Annotated in this window: 14 protein-coding genes; 12 read left to right on the top strand and 2 right to left on the bottom strand. The window is 66.0% G+C overall.

Going from position 1 to position 16,368, the window contains the following annotated elements:
• The first annotated feature begins 324 nt into the window (after nucleotides 1–324).
• The 3 genes from HK353_RS15200 to HK353_RS15210 all read left to right on the top strand — a co-directional run bounded on the left by HK353_RS15200 (nucleotide 325) and on the right by HK353_RS15210 (nucleotide 4,696).
• Nucleotides 325–2,547: a polyribonucleotide nucleotidyltransferase gene (locus tag HK353_RS15200; protein ID WP_173157504.1), complete on the top strand. Its 2,223-nt coding sequence runs from the start codon at nucleotides 325–327 to the stop codon at nucleotides 2,545–2,547.
• Nucleotides 2,548–2,609: 62 nt separating this feature from the next.
• Complete coding sequence (locus tag HK353_RS15205) at nucleotides 2,610–3,959, top strand: M16 family metallopeptidase (protein ID WP_245396068.1); 1,350 nt, start codon at nucleotides 2,610–2,612, stop codon at nucleotides 3,957–3,959.
• Between the two features lie 77 nt (nucleotides 3,960–4,036).
• A complete protein-coding gene (locus HK353_RS15210; protein WP_173157506.1) occupies nucleotides 4,037–4,696 on the top strand; it encodes a TetR/AcrR family transcriptional regulator in 660 nt (219 codons plus the stop codon).
• A 105-nt stretch (nucleotides 4,697–4,801) separates the two neighbouring features.
• Here the strand turns inward: HK353_RS15210 and HK353_RS15215 are convergent, their stop codons facing one another.
• Complete coding sequence (locus HK353_RS15215) at nucleotides 4,802–5,467, bottom strand: SDR family oxidoreductase (RefSeq protein ID WP_173157507.1); 666 nt, start codon at nucleotides 5,465–5,467, stop codon at nucleotides 4,802–4,804.
• Between the two features lie 113 nt (nucleotides 5,468–5,580).
• Between HK353_RS15215 and HK353_RS15220 the strand changes: the two genes are divergently transcribed.
• The 6 genes from HK353_RS15220 (at nucleotide 5,581) to HK353_RS15245 (ending at nucleotide 11,379) form a co-directional block, all read left to right on the top strand.
• Nucleotides 5,581–6,741, top strand: a complete 1,161-nt coding sequence (locus tag HK353_RS15220; protein ID WP_173157509.1) for a Glu/Leu/Phe/Val dehydrogenase dimerization domain-containing protein — start codon at nucleotides 5,581–5,583, stop codon at nucleotides 6,739–6,741.
• Nucleotides 6,742–6,790: 49 nt separating this feature from the next.
• On the top strand, nucleotides 6,791–8,422 hold the full coding sequence (locus tag HK353_RS15225; protein ID WP_173157511.1) for a thiamine pyrophosphate-binding protein: 1,632 nt from the start codon (nucleotides 6,791–6,793) through the stop codon (nucleotides 8,420–8,422).
• 202 nt (nucleotides 8,423–8,624) lie between these two features.
• Nucleotides 8,625–9,251, top strand: a complete 627-nt coding sequence (locus HK353_RS15230; protein ID WP_135539373.1) for a superoxide dismutase — start codon at nucleotides 8,625–8,627, stop codon at nucleotides 9,249–9,251.
• 133 nt (nucleotides 9,252–9,384) lie between these two features.
• A complete protein-coding gene (locus tag HK353_RS15235) occupies nucleotides 9,385–9,954 on the top strand; it encodes a GNAT family N-acetyltransferase (protein ID WP_173157513.1) in 570 nt (189 codons plus the stop codon).
• 220 nt (nucleotides 9,955–10,174) lie between these two features.
• A complete protein-coding gene (gene dapB / locus HK353_RS15240; RefSeq protein ID WP_173157515.1) occupies nucleotides 10,175–10,921 on the top strand; it encodes a 4-hydroxy-tetrahydrodipicolinate reductase in 747 nt (248 codons plus the stop codon).
• On the top strand, nucleotides 10,921–11,379 hold the full coding sequence (locus HK353_RS15245; RefSeq protein ID WP_173157517.1) for a tetratricopeptide repeat protein: 459 nt from the start codon (nucleotides 10,921–10,923) through the stop codon (nucleotides 11,377–11,379). The genes dapB and HK353_RS15245 overlap by 1 nt, the downstream gene beginning before the upstream one ends.
• Here the strand turns inward: HK353_RS15245 and HK353_RS15250 are convergent.
• Complete coding sequence (locus HK353_RS15250) at nucleotides 11,342–12,622, bottom strand: heparan-alpha-glucosaminide N-acetyltransferase domain-containing protein (protein ID WP_173157519.1); 1,281 nt, start codon at nucleotides 12,620–12,622, stop codon at nucleotides 11,342–11,344. The genes HK353_RS15245 and HK353_RS15250 overlap by 38 nt on opposite strands.
• Nucleotides 12,623–12,690: 68 nt before the next feature.
• On the opposite strand from HK353_RS15250, the gene ypfJ reads away from it, so the two are divergent.
• From ypfJ to HK353_RS15265, 3 genes are all read left to right on the top strand, one after another.
• Nucleotides 12,691–13,569, top strand: coding sequence for a KPN_02809 family neutral zinc metallopeptidase (ypfJ, locus tag HK353_RS15255; RefSeq protein ID WP_173157521.1), 879 nt, complete (start codon nucleotides 12,691–12,693; stop codon nucleotides 13,567–13,569).
• A 159-nt stretch (nucleotides 13,570–13,728) separates the two neighbouring features.
• A complete protein-coding gene (locus HK353_RS15260) occupies nucleotides 13,729–15,747 on the top strand; it encodes an oxidoreductase (RefSeq protein ID WP_173157523.1) in 2,019 nt (672 codons plus the stop codon).
• Entirely contained in the window at nucleotides 15,744–16,367 is a 624-nt protein-coding gene (locus HK353_RS15265) for a TetR/AcrR family transcriptional regulator (protein WP_173157525.1), read from the top strand. The genes HK353_RS15260 and HK353_RS15265 overlap by 4 nt, the downstream gene beginning before the upstream one ends.
• Nucleotide 16,368: the final 1 nt, after the last annotated feature.

Here is a 16,368-nt window from a genome sequence, read left to right on the forward strand (position 1 = left end):
CTTGGTGGGGCGCTTTCGTGCTTCTGCGGTAGACTCATGCGTGGACGCACATGCCATGGACGTTTCGGTCTTCGGTAGTGGCCTCCGGAGGAACGCGCGCTGACACAGGCTTGCAGATGCAAGTGGTTGCCGGCACCGGTTCCGTGGGCCCCGATCGATGACCGGCGTGGATCCATGCATCGTCCACTGCAAATATCCCGCCGGAAGGGCGCGGGGCCTCGCACTGTGCAATGCAGAGCGCTGCCTCTTCGCGCCGAGGGGCCTCCCTCGAGCGTTGCAGGTCTTGCGATGACCGCCGCGCACCGGCACAAACTAGGAGACTACGTGGGACTCAACCCTGAATCCGCCGTTGCCCATATCGACAACGGCAGCTTCGGCAAACACACCATTCGCTTCGAAACCGGACGACTTGCCCAGCAGGCCGCCGGCTCCGCCGTCGCCTACCTCGACGACGACACCATGCTGTTCTCGGCCACCTCGGCCGGAAAGAACCCCCGTGAAGGCTTCGACTTCTTCCCCCTGACCGTCGACGTCGAAGAGCGCATGTACGCCGCCGGACGCATCCCCGGCTCGTTCTTCCGCCGCGAGGGACGCCCCTCGACCGACGCGATCCTCACCTGCCGTCTCATCGACCGCCCGCTGCGCCCGTCCTTCGTCAAGGGCCTGCGCAACGAGGTCCAGGTCGTCGTCACCGTGATGTCGGTCAACCCCGACCACATCTACGACGCCCTGGCCATCAACGCCGCATCGATGTCGACCCAGCTCTCGGGCCTGCCGTTCTCCGGCCCCATCGGCGGTGTGCGCATAGCGCTCATCGACGGCCAGTGGGTCGCCTTCCCGAACTACTCACAGCTCAAGGACGCCGTGTTCAACATGGTCGTCGCCGGTCGCGTGGTCGGTGACGACGTCGCCATCATGATGGTCGAGGCCGAAGCCACCGACAACGCCATCGACAAGATCAAGACCGGCGCTCAGGCCCCCACCGAGGAGGTCGTGTCCGAAGGTCTCGAAGCCGCGAAGCCGTTCATCGCCGAGCTCTGCCGTGCGCAGTCCGAACTCGCCTATCGCGCCGCGAAGCCGACCGTCGAATTCCCAGTCTTCCGCGACTACGAGGATGACGTCTTCGAAGCCGTCAAGGAGCTCGCCGAGGCGAAGCAGACCGAGAACTTCAAGATCGCCGACAAGCAGGAGCGCGAAGCCGCCGGTGCCGCTCTCCTCGACGAGCTCTTGGAGAAGCTCGGTGAGCGCTTCGAGGGCCGTGAGAAGGAGATCGCGAACGCTCTCAACGCTCTGACGAAGCAGGTTGTGCGCAAGCGCATCCTCACCGAGCAGGTCCGCATCGACGGTCGCGGGCTCAAGGACATCCGTCCGCTCACCGCCGAGACGAACGTCATCCCGCGCGTGCACGGTTCGGCGATCTTCGAACGCGGTGAGACCCAGATCTTGGGTGTCACCACGCTCAACATGCTCAAGCTCGAGCAGACCATCGACTCGCTCTCACCCGAGACGTCGAAGCGCTACATGCACCACTACAACTTCCCGCCCTACTCGGTCGGTGAGACCGGCCGCGTGGGCAGCCCGAAGCGCCGCGAGATCGGTCACGGTGCACTGGCCGAACGTGCCCTCGTGCCCGTTCTGCCCAAGCGTGAGGACTTCCCGTACGCGATCCGTGAGGTCTCCGAGGCCCTCGGTTCGAACGGTTCGACCTCGATGGGTTCGGTCTGCGCCTCGACGCTGGCCATGCTCTCGGCCGGTGTGCCGTTGCAGGCGCCCGTCGCCGGCATCGCCATGGGTCTGGTCTCCGACGTCATCTCCACCGATCAGGGTGAGCAGACCGCCTACGCGGCTCTGACCGACATCCTCGGTGCCGAAGATGCCTTCGGCGATATGGATTTCAAGGTCGCCGGTACGCGTGACTTCATCACCGCGATCCAGCTCGACACCAAGCTCGACGGCCTTCCCGCCTCGGTGCTCGGTGCCGCCCTCAAGCAGGCCCGCGAAGCACGCATGGTCATCCTCGACGTCATCGCTGAGGCCATCGACGCCCCGGCCGAGATGGCACCGACGGCACCGCGGATCATCTCCGTGAACATCCCCGTCGACAAGATCGGTGAGGTCATCGGGCCCAAGGGCAAGATGATCAACCAGATCCAGGAGGACACGGGCGCGGACATCAGCATCGAAGACGACGGAACCGTCCTCATCGGTGCCACGGACGGACCGGCCGCCGAGGCTGCACGTTCGATGATCAACGCGATCGCGAACCCGCAGGTTCCCGAGGTCGGCGAACGCTACCTGGGCACCGTGGTCAAGACGATGAGCTTCGGCGCATTCGTCTCCCTGACCCCGGGCAAGGACGGCCTGCTGCACATCTCCGAGCTGCGTAAGCTCAACGACGGCAAGCGCGTCGAGGACGTCGAGGACGTCGTCGGTGTGGGCCAGAAGGTCCAGGTCGAGATCACGAAGATCGATGACCGCGGCAAGCTCTCGCTGGCTCCGGTCACCGACGAGGACGAGAAGTCGGACGAAGAGGGATCAGACAACTGATACTGAGCAGTTCGCACACCGGGGAGGGCAGCCGAATCGATCGGTCTGTCCTCCCCGGTGGTTTGACGCTGACCACCGAACACATGCCGGGTCTGGCCTCGGAGACGATCGGAATCTGGGTTGCAGCCGGATCCCGTGACGAATCCGCAGAGACCGCCGGCTCGACGCATTTCCTCGAACACATGCTGTTCAAGGGCACCGGGTCGAGGGATGCGAAGTCCATCGCCGCGGCCTTCGACCGCACCGGCGGGGATTCGAATGCGATCACCGCCAAGGAGCTCACCTGCTACTACTCCCGGTGCCTCGTGACGGATCTGCCGAACATCACCGGCCTCCTCGTCGATATGGTCTCGAACTCCCAGCTCGATATCGAGGAGTTCGAACGCGAGCGCGGAGTCATCATCGAAGAGCTCGCCATGTCCGCCGACGATCCCGGAGACGTCCTCTTCGACGACTTCGATTCCCTGGTCTTCGGTTCGCATTCGCTGGCCCGGCCCGTGGGTGCGACGAAGGATCAGATCCGCGTGCTCGGCCATCACACGGTCATCGACCACTATCAGTCGACGTATATTCCGCCTCGTCTGGTCATCGCTGCCGCAGGCGGTGCGACGCATGAGGAGGTCCTCGCGATGGTTGAGGATGCCCTCGCCGAGGCGGGGCTCGGGTCCCGAGCTGACGTCTGGTCGGGCGCGGGGACCGGTGTTGACGGTGCGGGCACGATGGACACGGGGGATGCCGACGGTGGGGCCGCCTCGGTGGACACGGGTGGCGCCGACGGCGGGGCCGCATCGGTGGCGAAAGGCTCGCACCTCGGTGGGGCCGCACGGGTGCGTCCGGAGTTCCACTCCGGGAAGTCGCACACCGTCAAAGACATCGAACAGCTGGGCATCATGCTCGGCTGTGAGGGCCTGCCTGAAGGCGACGACGACCGGTTCATCTACTCGGTGATGCTGACGATGCTCGGCGGCGGAATGTCGTCGCGGCTGTTTCAGAGCGTGCGTGAGGAGCGCGGGCTGGCCTATGCGGTGAACTGCGTGGCCAGCCAGTTCACGGATACCGGCACCTTCGGCATCTATGCCGGATGCACGGGCGAGAACGCTCAGGCCGTCGTCGACCTGGCCATGAGCGAATGGGATCGGCTGGCGCAGGAGACACCGAGCCAGTTCGAGCTCGACGAGATCGTGTCCCAGCTCTCAGGCTCGATGGTGCTCGGACTCGAGTCCTCTGCGGCGCGGATGAACCGTCTCGCGCGGTCGGAGATCTTCGGGTTGCCGCTCGAATCGCCGATGGACCTCATCGAACGCGTCCGCTCGGTCACGGCCGAGGACGTCAGCGAGATGGCCGGGCGGCTGCTGTCGCGTCCCAAGGCCCTGGCGTTGGTCGGACCGGCCGCCGAGGTCGAACTGCCCTGAGTGCGTCGCCGCGTTCGGGGCTTCGGCCCTCGGGCGCGGGTTGCCGGCCGGCAGGAAAGTGAAGGGAGACAGGCGAGATGGCGAGGAAGAGCGCAGCGGTCCGCCGGGAGGAGATCCTGGCGGCCACGGTCGAGGAGATCGAGGCGACGGGTCTGCGCGCGCTGCGCGTCTCCGACGTCGCCGCGCGTCTGGGCTTGAGCGCCAGTCTCGTCATCTACCACTTCGAGACGAAGGAAGCCCTCGTGGCTGAGGCCTTCGACTTCGCCGGACGCCAGGACATCGACCATGCCCGCGTGCTCGCCGCCGGGACGCCCCCGGCGCGTGAGCGACCGGAAGACGGCGGCGCAGATGCCACGGCGGCGACCGCCTCGGCGCGGGGACGATCATCGGCGAGGCAGCGACTGCGGGACGTCATCGGCTGGTACATGCCCAGCGGGTCCTCGCGCAGTTGGAAGATCTGGATCGACGCGTGGTCTGCCGGACTCTTCGATGCTGGTCTCAGAGCAGCATTCGCCGCGCTCGACCGGGAGTGGAAGTCGATTCTCGTGCATCTCATGGACGAGGCCATCGCGGCAGGGGAGTGCACGGCACCTGATGGCGGCACCGCGGCGGGCGCGACCCGGATCCTCGCCTTCCTCGACGGCCTGGCTATCCAGGTGATGGTCAATTCGGAGACCGTTGACGCTGAGGCGCTGAGCACCTGGGTCGATGACTTCCTCACCCGCGAACTCGGCTGAGGGTGATTGTTGGGTCGATCCGCGGTGTTCTGGACGTCAGAAACACCGTGGATCGACCCAACAATGCCTCCATGCGGTCATGTGGTCGACTGCCGTGTGCTCCCATCAGTAGCGAGCGGAGAATCCGCCGTCGGCAGAGAGCAGCTGACCGCTGATCCACCGGCCCTCAGCAGAGAGCAGAAAGGCCGTGACTCCGGCGATATCGCGAGGAGTGCCCATGCGGCCGAGCGGCTGATAGGGAATCAGCCCGGTTCTCGTCTCGTCATCCATCCAGCCCGTATCGATCGGCCCAGGATTGACGACGTTCGCAGAGATCCCCTTCGGCCCGAGTTCCCGCGCAGACGAGATGACGATTCGATCGAGCGCGCCCTTCGACGCCCCGTAGGGCAGATTGCCCGTGGCGTGGTCACTGGTGAAGGCGACGATCGCGCCTCCCGACCCGCCGATCTGCCTCGCGAACGCCGCGATGAGGAGCAACGACGCGCGTGCGTTGACAGCCATGTGGCGGTCGAAGCTGTCGGCGGTGGTGTCCAAGATCCCGGACTCTTCGCCGTGCGCATGGCTGAGCACCAACCCGTCGATGGTGCCGTGCTCCCTGCTCACCCGACCGACCAGCTCCTGCGCCTCGTGAGCGGATGACAAGTCGCACGGGTAGTCTCCGCGATCGATATCGGTCGTGCACACGGTCCAGCCGTCGGACGCCAGCCGTGCGGCCACTTCGGCGGCGATGCTGTTCTCTCGTCCGGCTCCGGTGATGAGTGCTGTCGGCATGCTTCGATCCTAACCGCCTTGACTCGATGACCCCGTCCCGACAGACTGGAGTCACACGTTCTACTGAATAGCGGTTCAGTAAGAGTTCTGACTCATTGACCTTTGGGAGCCCTATGTTCATGGACATCACTTGGCAGGATCCGGACACCGGTGCACTCGGGTATGTCGTCATCGACACCCTTGTGCGCGGCACCGCTTCGGGGGGTCTGCGCATGCGCAAAGGCTGCACCCTCGAGGAGGTGCGCGGACTCGCCCAGGGGATGACCCGCAAGGAAGCGATCCATCTGCGCGAGGGCCGACACTATGTGCCCGTCGGCGGAGCCAAGGGCGGAATCGACTTCGACCCCCGCGCACCCGGAGCCAAGGACGTCCTCGAACGCTTCCTCGTCGACATCAACCCGATCATGCACGCCTACTGGGCTCTCGGCGAAGACCTCGGCGTCCGCCAGGACGACATCGACGAGATCCTCGCCCGCCGCGAACTCGGCTCGGGACTCTCCGCTGTCAACAAGCTCGTCGACGATCCGGCCGCAGTCGAGGCCCGCGCGACCAAGGCCTTCTCCGCCATCGTCGACGGCGTCGCCCAAGACGAACTCGTCGGCGGCCTCGGTGTGGCCACCTCGGTGATCGCGGCCCTGTACGACGCCGGCCGCGACCCGAGAGAATCCACCGCCGTCATCCAAGGATTCGGCTCCATGGGCGGTGCCACCGCCCGCTACCTCGCCGAGGCGGGACTGCGCATCGTCGGCATCGCCGACGCCGACGGATTCGTGTCCAACCCTGCCGGGCTCGACGTCGAAGCGCTGCTGGCGACCCGCGACCAGTTCGGCGGTATCGACCGCGGAGCACTGCGCCACGAGGACCAAGTCGGCGATCGCGACGACTGGCTCGCTGCCGACGCCGATGTCCTCGTCCCCGCGGCAGTGAGCTACTCGATCACCCCGGACAACTGCGACCGCATCGTCGCTTCACTCATCGTCGAGGCCGCGAACATGCCCGTCCTGCCCGCAGCCGAAGAGACCCTGCTGGCCCACGGCGTCACCGTCATCCCGGACTTCCTCGCGAACTCGGCGACGAACGCCTGGTGGTGGTGGGTGACCTTCGGCGACGTCGACGGCAGCTGGGAGGACAGCCGCACCATCGTCACGACGACCCTGCGCGAGCTCACCACCGAGGTCCTCGCCGCCGCTCGCGACCAGGGCATCAGCCCGCGTGCGGCCGCGCAGGCGAAGGTCGATGCGAATCTCGCAGCGCTCCACGCCAGCGATCACTGAGCACCGGCGCCACCACTCCAACCGAGACCACTCAAGCTAAGGAACTTCCATGGTCGAACTCACCGGCGGCGCCCAACTGGCCAGAGCGCTCAAAGCCGAAGGAATCACGCGCGTCTTCGGCATCCCCGGCACCCACAATCTCGAGATCTTCGCCCAACTGAGCGCACACGGCATCGACATCATCTCGCCACGACACGAACAGGGCGCCGGCTACATGGCCGACGGCGCAGCCCGGACTACCGGCGAGGTCAACGTCGTCGTCACGACCACGGGCCCCGCCGTGCTCAACGCACTCACCGCCCTGCTCCAGGCCTTCACCGACTCGGTGCCCGTGCTCCTCATCTGCCCCGGAATGCCGCTGACCCACCCCGGCCGCGGCAACGGACTCCTCCACGAAGTCCGCGACCAGGCGGCCGCACTGCGGGCCGTCCTCACCGAGGTCCACCGCGTCACCAGCCCCGGCGAAGTGTCCCTGGCCGTCGGACAGACCCTGACGGCCATGCGCGCCGGACGCACCCGACCCGCCGCCATCGAGATCCCCCTCGACCTCATCGAGGCCACCGGACCCGGCAGCCTCCACCCCTCGATCGCTCGACCCCTTCCGACCGCCGATCCGCACGCCGTGGACACCGCCGCCGAGGCAGTCGCAGAGTCCCAGCGGCCGCTCATCATCGCCGGTGCCGGAGCCCGATCTGCCGGGCCCGCGCTCCTTGATCTGGCTGAGACACTGGGTGCAGGGATCATCCTGTCCTCGAATGCGAAGGGCATCATCGACGACAGCGAACCGCTGTGCCTCGGGGCCGTCGGCGTCCTCGATTCTCTGCCCGAACTGCTCGACGATGCCGACGCCGTCATCGCCATCGGCACCGAACTGGCACCGAGCGACTTCTGGCCCGAACCGCTGCCTTTGCCGGAGACGGTCGTGCGCATCGACATCGACGAAGTCCAGATGCTTACGAACGCCGAGGTCGCCCATCCGATCCTCGCCGACGCGGCATCGGCGACGACCCAGCTGGTCAATGCGCTCAGGTCGCGCAGGTCCGATGCGACCACCCGGGCAGCCGCGGACTGGGCGGAGCAGAAGAAGGCGGCGGCCACCTCGGCGGCCGAAGCAGCGGGGCGCCCTTGGGCGGACCTGTGCGCGGCACTCAACTCCTTCACCGCCTCGGCGGACTCGCCCGTGATCGTCGCGGCGGATTCGACGATGGCCTGTTACTACGGAGTGCAGACCGGATGGTCGGCCAGGGCGGGGGACAGGTTCCTCTACCCGGCTGGGGCCGGGACCCTCGGCTACGGGCTGCCGGCGGGGATCGGCGCGAAGCTCGCGACCGCCTCGGCGCGGGTGATTGCGATTGAAGGCGACGGCGGATCGATGTTCACGATCGCCGAACTCGCGGCAGCCGTCCAGGCACAGGTGCAGGTCACCCTCGTCATCGTCGACAACGGCGGCTACGGGGAGATCCGCAACGAAATGGCCGACCGCGGCGACGAACCCTCCGGAGTCGTCCTCGCCGGTCCGGATTTCCCGACCCTGGCACGGGCGATGGGTGCCCGCGGGGTCCACATCGACGGTGAGGACGCGCTGCTGGCGGCCCTTCACGAGGCGGACGACAATGCGGGACCGACACTCATCCACATCACCGAACGATCGCGGGCAGGGGAGGCCATGCTTCCACGGTGAAAGCTCCGTTCGGCGTCTCAGGATTCGGGACACCGGGACAGTGGAATCCTCGGATCGGGCGCGTGAGGCCAGGTTTGCGGTTCTTTTCACGTGTTTTGGAATAGGACCCGAGGGGCTCTTGTTGTTCGAGATGAGACCCTGGGATAGGGTCGAAATGAAGCCACCGATGTGGTGGTCATCAAATCTGATCAGGAGGAATCTCATGGCTGAGCAGTACACACTTCCGGAACTGCCCTACGACTACTCCGCTCTTGAGCCGCACATCTCGGCTCGCATCATGGAGCTGCACCACGACAAGCACCACGCCACCTACGTCAAGGGCGCCAACACCGCCGTTGAGCAGCTGGCCGAAGCCCGCGAATCCGGCAACCTCGCCAATGTGCCGAAGCTGACGCGCGACCTCGCATTCAACCTGGGCGGTCACGTCAACCACTCGATCTTCTGGAACAACATGTCCCCGGACGGTGGAGACAAGCCGGTCGGTGAACTCGCCGCAGCCATCGACGACCAGTTCGGTTCGTTCGACAAGTTCCGCGAGCACTTCACCACTGCAGCCACCACGATCCAGGGCTCCGGCTGGGCCGTCCTCGTCTACGACCAGCTCGGCGGAAACCTCTTCATCGAGCAGCTCAAGGATCAGCAGTCCGACATCCAGCTCGGCGGCACCCCCGTTCTGCAGCTCGACATGTGGGAGCACGCCTTCTACCTCGACTACCAGAACGTCAAGCCCGACTACGTCAAGGCTTGGTGGAACATCGTCAACTGGGCCGACGCTGGCGCACGTTTCGACCGTGCAGTCGCTCAGACCAAGGGCCTCCTCCTCGGCTGAGACCCAATTGCTACCTGACGGCGGCCCAGCAACCTCGCGCGAGGTTGCTGGGCCGCCGTCAGGTTGTTTGAGAGTCTAGAACGAGCGCTGGCGGACCGGCGGCTGAACCCCCAACAGCGAATAAGGCGGCCGGATGAACGCAATTCTCAGACCGTGGCAGGCAGGTGCCTCGGGCGACGCCGAAGCGTTGGCTGAGGTGTACAAGCGGGCCGACGAAGCACTGCTGAGCAACATCCCCGACGACCGTACGATCGCTGGTGCTCGGACATGGCTGGAGACCATCACCGACGCCGAGGATGCCGGTGACCTGTGCGCTCGGGCGATCGTTGGCGAGGCTGACCGTTCAGGCCGACGAATCCTTGGAAACGTCATGGCCTCCGGGACCGAACGCCGCCACTCGAGCGCGTGCATCTCCTATTGGTCGGTGACCGAGGCCCGCGGCCATGGCGTGGTGTCGGCGGCGCTGCGCAGCCTCGTCGATCTCCTCCACGACGAACTCGGGATCCACCGACTCGAACTCGGCTGCCGGGTGAGCAACCCGGCTTCGGCCGCAGTCGCCAGGAATGCGGGCTTCATCGTCGAAGGCCGCGAACGAGAGAAACTCCTTTACGACGGCATCCGCTACGACGCCGAGGTCTGCGCTCGGCTGAGTGGAGACCCGCGGCACAGCGGACCGCGCGTACCGTTCACCCCACCTCGCTGACCCCGCTCCCGCCCTCCACAACTACCTGACGGGGGCCCAGATACCTGGCGCCAGGTTGCTGCGCCGCCGTCAGGTAGCAATTGGGAGTGTTCGGATGGTCACCGGATGTGAAGAGAACTGCCGAGGGTCGCTAGACTGACTGGCGGAGATCGTTCCGGTCGCTTCGCCTCGGCCAGACCGGCACACCTCGCAGGGATCATCGCACAAGGAGTCACAGCATATGAGCATTCGCGTAGCCGTCATCGGAGCCAAGGGTCGGATGGGATCCCACGCCGTCGATGCGATCAACGACGCCGAAGGACTCGAACTCGTCGCCGCACTCGGCAGCAGCGATTCGCTGGAGACCCTGATCGAGAAGAACATCGACGTCGCCGTCGAACTGACCGTGCCCAAATCCACCGAGGACAATGTCACCTACCTCGTCGAGAACGGCATCGACACCGTCGTCGGCACCACCGGCTGGGACAACGACCGTCTGGCCCGCCTCGAAGCCACACTCAAGAACCACCCGGAGACTGCGGTGCTCATCGCACCGAACTTCTCGATCGGTGCCGTCTTGGCCATGCGCTTCGCCGAACTCGCGGCCCCCTACTTCGACTCGGCCGAAGTCGTCGAAATCCACCACACCCGTAAACTCGACGCCCCGTCCGGCACAGCGAACCACACGGCTCAGCGCATCGCCGCGGCACGCAACGCCGCTGGACTGCCAGCCGTTCCCGACTCCACCGAATCCGATCCGCAGGGTGCACGCGGTGCCGTCATCGACGGAATCCACGTCCACGCCATCCGTCAGCAGGGCATGAACGCCCACGAGGAGATCCTCTTCGGCTCCGACGGCGAAGCCCTGACTATCCGCACTGACTCGCACTCCACCTCGGCGTTCATGCCCGGGATCGTCACCGCCGTGCGATCGATTGCCGATTACACGGGGCTCCTCCACGGCCTCGAGAACATGCTCGACCTCTGATGTCGAAGGCCAAGATCGGAGCGATCATCGTCTCCGTCGTCCTCGTCTTCTACTTCGTCCTCATGGGACAGCGGGCATGGATCCTCGTCCGCGAACCCGCGATGATCCCCAAGATCATGGGCATCGCCCTGTTCGTCCTACCCGTCATCGGCGCGTGGACGCTCATCGTCGAACTCGTCTTCGGCGCTCGTACGGAGAAGCTCGCCCGCATTCTCGGGGAGGAGGGCGGACTGCCCGTCGACGACCTGCCCCGGACGCCGGGCGGGAAGATCATCCGCGAGGCCGCCGACAAGGAATTCATGAAGTACCAGGCCGAAGCCGAGGCCGCACCCGAGGACTGGCGGTCCTGGTTCCGGCTCTCGTGCGCCTACGATGCCAGCGGCGACCGCAAAAGGGCGCGCGCCACGATGCGCAAATCGATCAGCCTCTTCCGGGAAGGTCAGAAGCAGGGCGCTTAGGTCCCGGCGACGCCACCCTGATGATGCCCGCCATTCCGCCCTCCAACGGGCCGCGCGAGCTGACAAATGCTTTCCACAGCAGAGGCAGCAGCACGAACGTGAGTGCGTGAATGACGAATTCGAGGGTCTGCTCGCCCGTCGTTGCGGACTCCTCCAATGGATCGCCCACGATCTGAGACCTCGTGATCTCCAACAGCACGACGTGCGCCGAATACACGCTCAACGGCATCGACCCCGGCCCCGACAGCGGCGCAAGTACCCATGACTGGCGACCCAAGAGCACTGCAGCGGCCTGGCAGGCGGCGATCGTCATCACCGCGGTTCCGCCCGTGGAGAGCAGATCGAACGGCGTCCCCGAATGCGGTCCCGCTATCGCCAGCCACCACCAGGACCTCGCCGGAGTCACCCCGTAGCTGCCGGTGAACAGGGCCGCCGTGAGGTCCGTGCCCCACATCTGCGAAACCTCCACGAGCGCGGCATCACCGCCGAAGGCATTGAGCAGAATCCATGAGGCGCCGCGCCCGACGACGAAGAGTCCGAGTCCGGCCGTGAACAGCGCGAGCAGGTGGCGTCCGATGTCGAGCTTCGCCACGGCCATGCCGAGCAGAATGTACGACAGCCACTGCAGCACCGGGTAATAGCCGGTGAGGAAGAGGTCGGTGAGCATCGTCCCCGGCGTCGCGAAGTCGAAGAAGCCCATCGGCAGGTAGCTCGGTTCGAGGAGGAACGTCGAACGCACCCACATCGACACGACGGGGGAGACGACCATCCAGACCCCGGCGATCGCGAACAGCGCCCCCGCGCGCAGCCGCAGGAAGAACAGGGCGAGTGCGAACATGATCCCGTAGTTGACGAGGATGACCGCGAGCAGTCCGGAGATCGACCCGAGGCAGAGCCCGATGAGGACGATGGCCGCGGCCCGGATGAGCACGCTCGGCGCCGCATCGCGCAACCGCCCCGACACCGCCATCCGGGATCGGGTCGAGAGGACCAGGGAACAGCCGGCGAGGACCGCGAACAGCGCCGAGGCGCGCCCGGCGAAGACCGCCGCCCAGGTCGGCATCCCCATCTCGTCGCCGAGGGCGAAGATGTGCGTGACCATCATCGCCAAGAGCGCGATCCCGCGGGCGACATCGAGTCCGATGAGCCGACCGTCGGGGCTGAACCGACGGGCAACCCTCGCCGAGGTGGCCGTGGAGTCCGCGTCGTGCGCTCGGTGGGGTTCCGCCGGGTGAGAGCTCATGGAACGATTCTCACACGACTTCACATCTGCGCGCCCTCCCGCGTACGCTCCCGGGGTATCTTTATGCCATGACCTTCAACCCGAACGCCGATATCAGCGGCAACAGCACGAGCAAACGCGGTCGCAACACCGCGATCGTCGGCGGTGGCGGCGTGGGCATCGTCGGCCTGCTCGTCTTCCTCATCGGACCGCTGCTCGGCGTTGACGTCACCGGACTGATGGGCGGAATCACCCCTGACGACGGCGGTCAGAACCAGTCGAGCGGGACGAGCATGTCCCAGTGCGATACGGGCGAGGACGCGAACACGAACATCGACTGCCGAATGGCCGGAGCACAGGTCGTCCTCGACGACTACTGGGCACAGCAGGTCGACGGCTACGAACCGCCGGCGATGACACTGGTCGACGGTCAGACGTCGACCGGCTGCGGAACCGCATCGAACCAGGTCGGGCCCTTCTACTGCCCGGCCGATCAGGGCGTCTACATCGACCCGAGCTTCTTCGACATTCTGCGCCAGCAGTACGGTGCCTCGGCCGATGAGCTCGCCCAGCTCTACATCGTCGGCCACGAATGGGGCCACCACATCCAGAACATCACCGGCGTGATGAGCGAGCACCCGAACAACGGCACCGGTCCGGAGAGCAACGGCGTGCGCACCGAACTCCAAGCCGACTGCTACGCAGGCGCCTGGTTGGGCAATGTCACCACGCTCACCGACGACAACGGCACTCCGTACCTCGAAGAGCCCTCCAAAGAGCAGCTCGACGACGCTCTCAACGCGGCCTTCGTCGTCGGCGACGACCACATCCAGGAGCAGTCCGGCTTCGTCAACCCGGAATCTTTCACCCACGGCTCGAGCAAGCAGCGGCAGAAATGGTTCACCACCGGATACAACGAGGGCCTGAACAGCTGCGACACCTTCGCAGCGTCGGGCAGCGAGCTCTGACTGGCGGTTCCGCCCGTTAACAATCGCGCCGCCCCAACCGGCGGTCGGCACTTCGGGAGCGACCCTTGCCGCCGTTCGTCATACGGTGATATGAATAACTGAGGCACCCCGTCCGAACGAACACGTCGGACGAACCCGACGATCTGATCAAGGGCGATCATGTCTCAGCTGTTCCCGCACCTCTTCGAACCCATCACCATCGGCTCCACGACGATCCGAAACCGCATCGTCTCCTCCGGCCATGACACCGTCCTCGACGATCACGCCCACATCGGCGACGACCTCGTCGCTTACCATGAAGCCCGCGCGAAAGGCGGAGCCGGACTCATCGTCCTCCAGGTCTCCGGCGTCCACGAAACCGCCCGCTACACCAGCCACGTCCTCATGGCCACCGATGAATCCTCCGTCCCCGGTTACCAGAACGTCGCCGAGGCGGTTCACCGCCACGGAGCCACGATCTTCGCCCAGCTCTTCCATCCCGGCCGCGAAGTCATGGACGGCGAGCGCGGAATGGCACCCCGGGCCAAGGCCCCGAGCGACGAACCGCAGGAGAGATTCAAGGTCGTCCCCGAAACGCTGTCCACCGCCGAGATCAAGGACATCATCGCCGGCTACGGCGAAGCGGCAAAACGCATCGCCGACTCCGGAATCGACGGCGTCGAGATCGTCGCCAGCCACGGCTACCTGCCCATCCAGTTCTTCACCCCCGCCCTCAACACCCGCACCGACGACTACGGCGGCAGCCCGGAGAACCGTCGCCGGTTCCTCACCGAGGTGGCCCACACCGTCCGTCAATCAGTCGGCCCAGATGTCGTGGTGGGCGTGCGGATCTCCGGTGAGGACAAGACCGAGGACGGCCTCGTCGCCACCGAGATCCTCGATCTCATAGAACACCTCGACTCCCTGACCGCCGACGACGTCGACTGCCTCGACTACTTCTCGATCACCGCCGGCGATTCCTCCACCCTGCAAGGTGCCGTCCACATCGTGCCCTCGATGCAGATCGACCCCGGCTACGCCGCGAACCTGTCCGAGCAGATCAAGAAGATCACCGCCAAGACCGTCATGGTCGCCGGCCGCATCAACCAACCCCACGAAGCCGAAGCCGCGATCGCCGAGGGCCGCACCGATATGGCGATCATGACCCGCGCGATGATCTGCGACCCCGAGATCGCGAACAAGTCCGAATCCGACGAGGTCGACGAGATCCGCGCCTGCATCGGCTGCAACCAAGCCTGCATCGGCCACTTCCAACAGGGCGTGCCGATCTCGTGCATCCAATACCCCGAATCCGGCCGGGAACTCACCTTCCTTCCCCGACCGACGGTGCGCACCCGACTCAAGATCCTCGTCATCGGCGGGGGACCGGCCGGACTCAAGGCAGCTGCGGTCGCCGCCGAGCAGGGCGATGACGTCGTCCTGTGCGAGAAGGAGCCCCACCTCGGCGGGGCGGTGCTGCTGGCTCAGGAACTGCTGTATCGATCCGAATTCGGGGGAGCGGCGACGAACCTTTCCGCCGAGGCGGCCCGCGCCGGCGTCGACATCCGCACCTCCGCACCGGCCACCCAGAACCTCATCACCGAGGTGGCCCCCGACCACGTCATCATCGCCACGGGAGCCGAACAGCGCATGCCGGCCCTCGAGATCGCCGACGACGCGCTCGTCATCGGGGCTCGCGACTATCTGCGTAAGTCCCCGGATCTTCCGCCCGGTCGCGTGCTCGTCACGGACTGGAAGGGCGATTGGATCGGACTCGGCATCGCCCTGCGTCTGGCCGAGGCCGGGCGACACGTGAGCTTGGCGACTGCGGCGAACTTCGCCGGTGCCGCCATCCAGCAGTACACGCGCACCCTGCTCGTGTCCCAAGCGCTGCGGACCGGTCGGGTGCAATTCGTCAACGACGCTCGCCTCGTCGGCGTCGATGCCGACACCGGTTACCTGCAGTCCACCCTCTGCGAGGTCGTGCACGAGGTCGACGATGTCGCCGCGACGATCGTCTCCGGTGCCCCGCGATCGGTGACAGTCGACCTCGACTTCGGGGCCGCCTCGGTGACGGTGATCGGCGACGCCCTGGCACCGCGCACAGTCGAAGAGGCCGTGTACGAAGGACTGACCGCGGCCACCTCTCTGGCCGCCAGGGACCGGGCGGTCGCAGACGAGCGGGTGGTCACGGCATGAGCCCCCGTCCAGCTCAGCCGCCTGAACAGGCCGAGGCGAAGAAGTTCGCGATCATCCAGGCAACGCTCGACGCCATCGTCGCCAAAGGGCCCGCTGCCGTCCGGCTCGGGGACGTGGCGAAGGCAGTCGGCATGTCCATCGGCACCGTGCAGTACTACTTCGAGTCCCGGGACGACCTGCTCGCCCAGTCGTTCTCCTTCCATACGGCGACGGTGCTGCTGCACCTCGAAGAGATGGCGAAGCCGGGCGGTGACCCCCGTGGTCGGATGGCTCGCTATCGCCTGCACGATGCGTTCGCTGCCGTCCATGGGGTGGGCATGCACGAGCAGCGGTCGCGGATCTGGCTCGAACTCGTCACCGCCGCGCGCACGGATGAAGGCCTGCAGAACTGTGTCGATGCCGTGTTCGCCGGATGGCGAAGACTGTTCCGGACGATCGTCGACGATGGGCTGAAGAGGCACGATTTCGAGCTCTTCCAGCTCTCCGCCGCCGAGGTGGTCGACACGTTCGTCGCCATCATCGACGGTTTCGACCTGGCCACCGTCGCCAGTCACGGACCGGATCCACGCACAATGACGCGCATCCTCATCGAAACAGCCGACCGCCTGCTCGAAGGCTAGG

It is taken from the genome of Brevibacterium permense (assembly GCF_013280495.1).
GTDB classification, from domain to species: Bacteria; Actinomycetota; Actinomycetes; order Actinomycetales; family Brevibacteriaceae; genus Brevibacterium; species Brevibacterium permense.

Coding starts and splice junctions, on each gene's coding strand:
- HK353_RS15260 (WP_173157523.1), top strand. CDS start 13,729: ATGTCTCAGCTGTTCCCGCACCTCTTCGAACCCATCACCATCGGCTCC.
- HK353_RS15250 (WP_173157519.1), bottom strand. CDS start 12,622: ATGAGCTCTCACCCGGCGGAACCCCACCGAGCGCACGACGCGGACTCC.
- HK353_RS15215 (WP_173157507.1), bottom strand. CDS start 5,467: ATGCCGACAGCACTCATCACCGGAGCCGGACGAGAGAACAGCATCGCC.
- dapB (WP_173157515.1), top strand. CDS start 10,175: ATGAGCATTCGCGTAGCCGTCATCGGAGCCAAGGGTCGGATGGGATCC.
- HK353_RS15220 (WP_173157509.1), top strand. CDS start 5,581: ATGTTCATGGACATCACTTGGCAGGATCCGGACACCGGTGCACTCGGG.
- HK353_RS15235 (WP_173157513.1), top strand. CDS start 9,385: ATGAACGCAATTCTCAGACCGTGGCAGGCAGGTGCCTCGGGCGACGCC.
- HK353_RS15225 (WP_173157511.1), top strand. CDS start 6,791: ATGGTCGAACTCACCGGCGGCGCCCAACTGGCCAGAGCGCTCAAAGCC.
- HK353_RS15210 (WP_173157506.1), top strand. CDS start 4,037: ATGGCGAGGAAGAGCGCAGCGGTCCGCCGGGAGGAGATCCTGGCGGCC.
- ypfJ (WP_173157521.1), top strand. CDS start 12,691: ATGACCTTCAACCCGAACGCCGATATCAGCGGCAACAGCACGAGCAAA.
- HK353_RS15265 (WP_173157525.1), top strand. CDS start 15,744: ATGAGCCCCCGTCCAGCTCAGCCGCCTGAACAGGCCGAGGCGAAGAAG.
- HK353_RS15245 (WP_173157517.1), top strand. CDS start 10,921: ATGTCGAAGGCCAAGATCGGAGCGATCATCGTCTCCGTCGTCCTCGTC.
- HK353_RS15230 (WP_135539373.1), top strand. CDS start 8,625: ATGGCTGAGCAGTACACACTTCCGGAACTGCCCTACGACTACTCCGCT.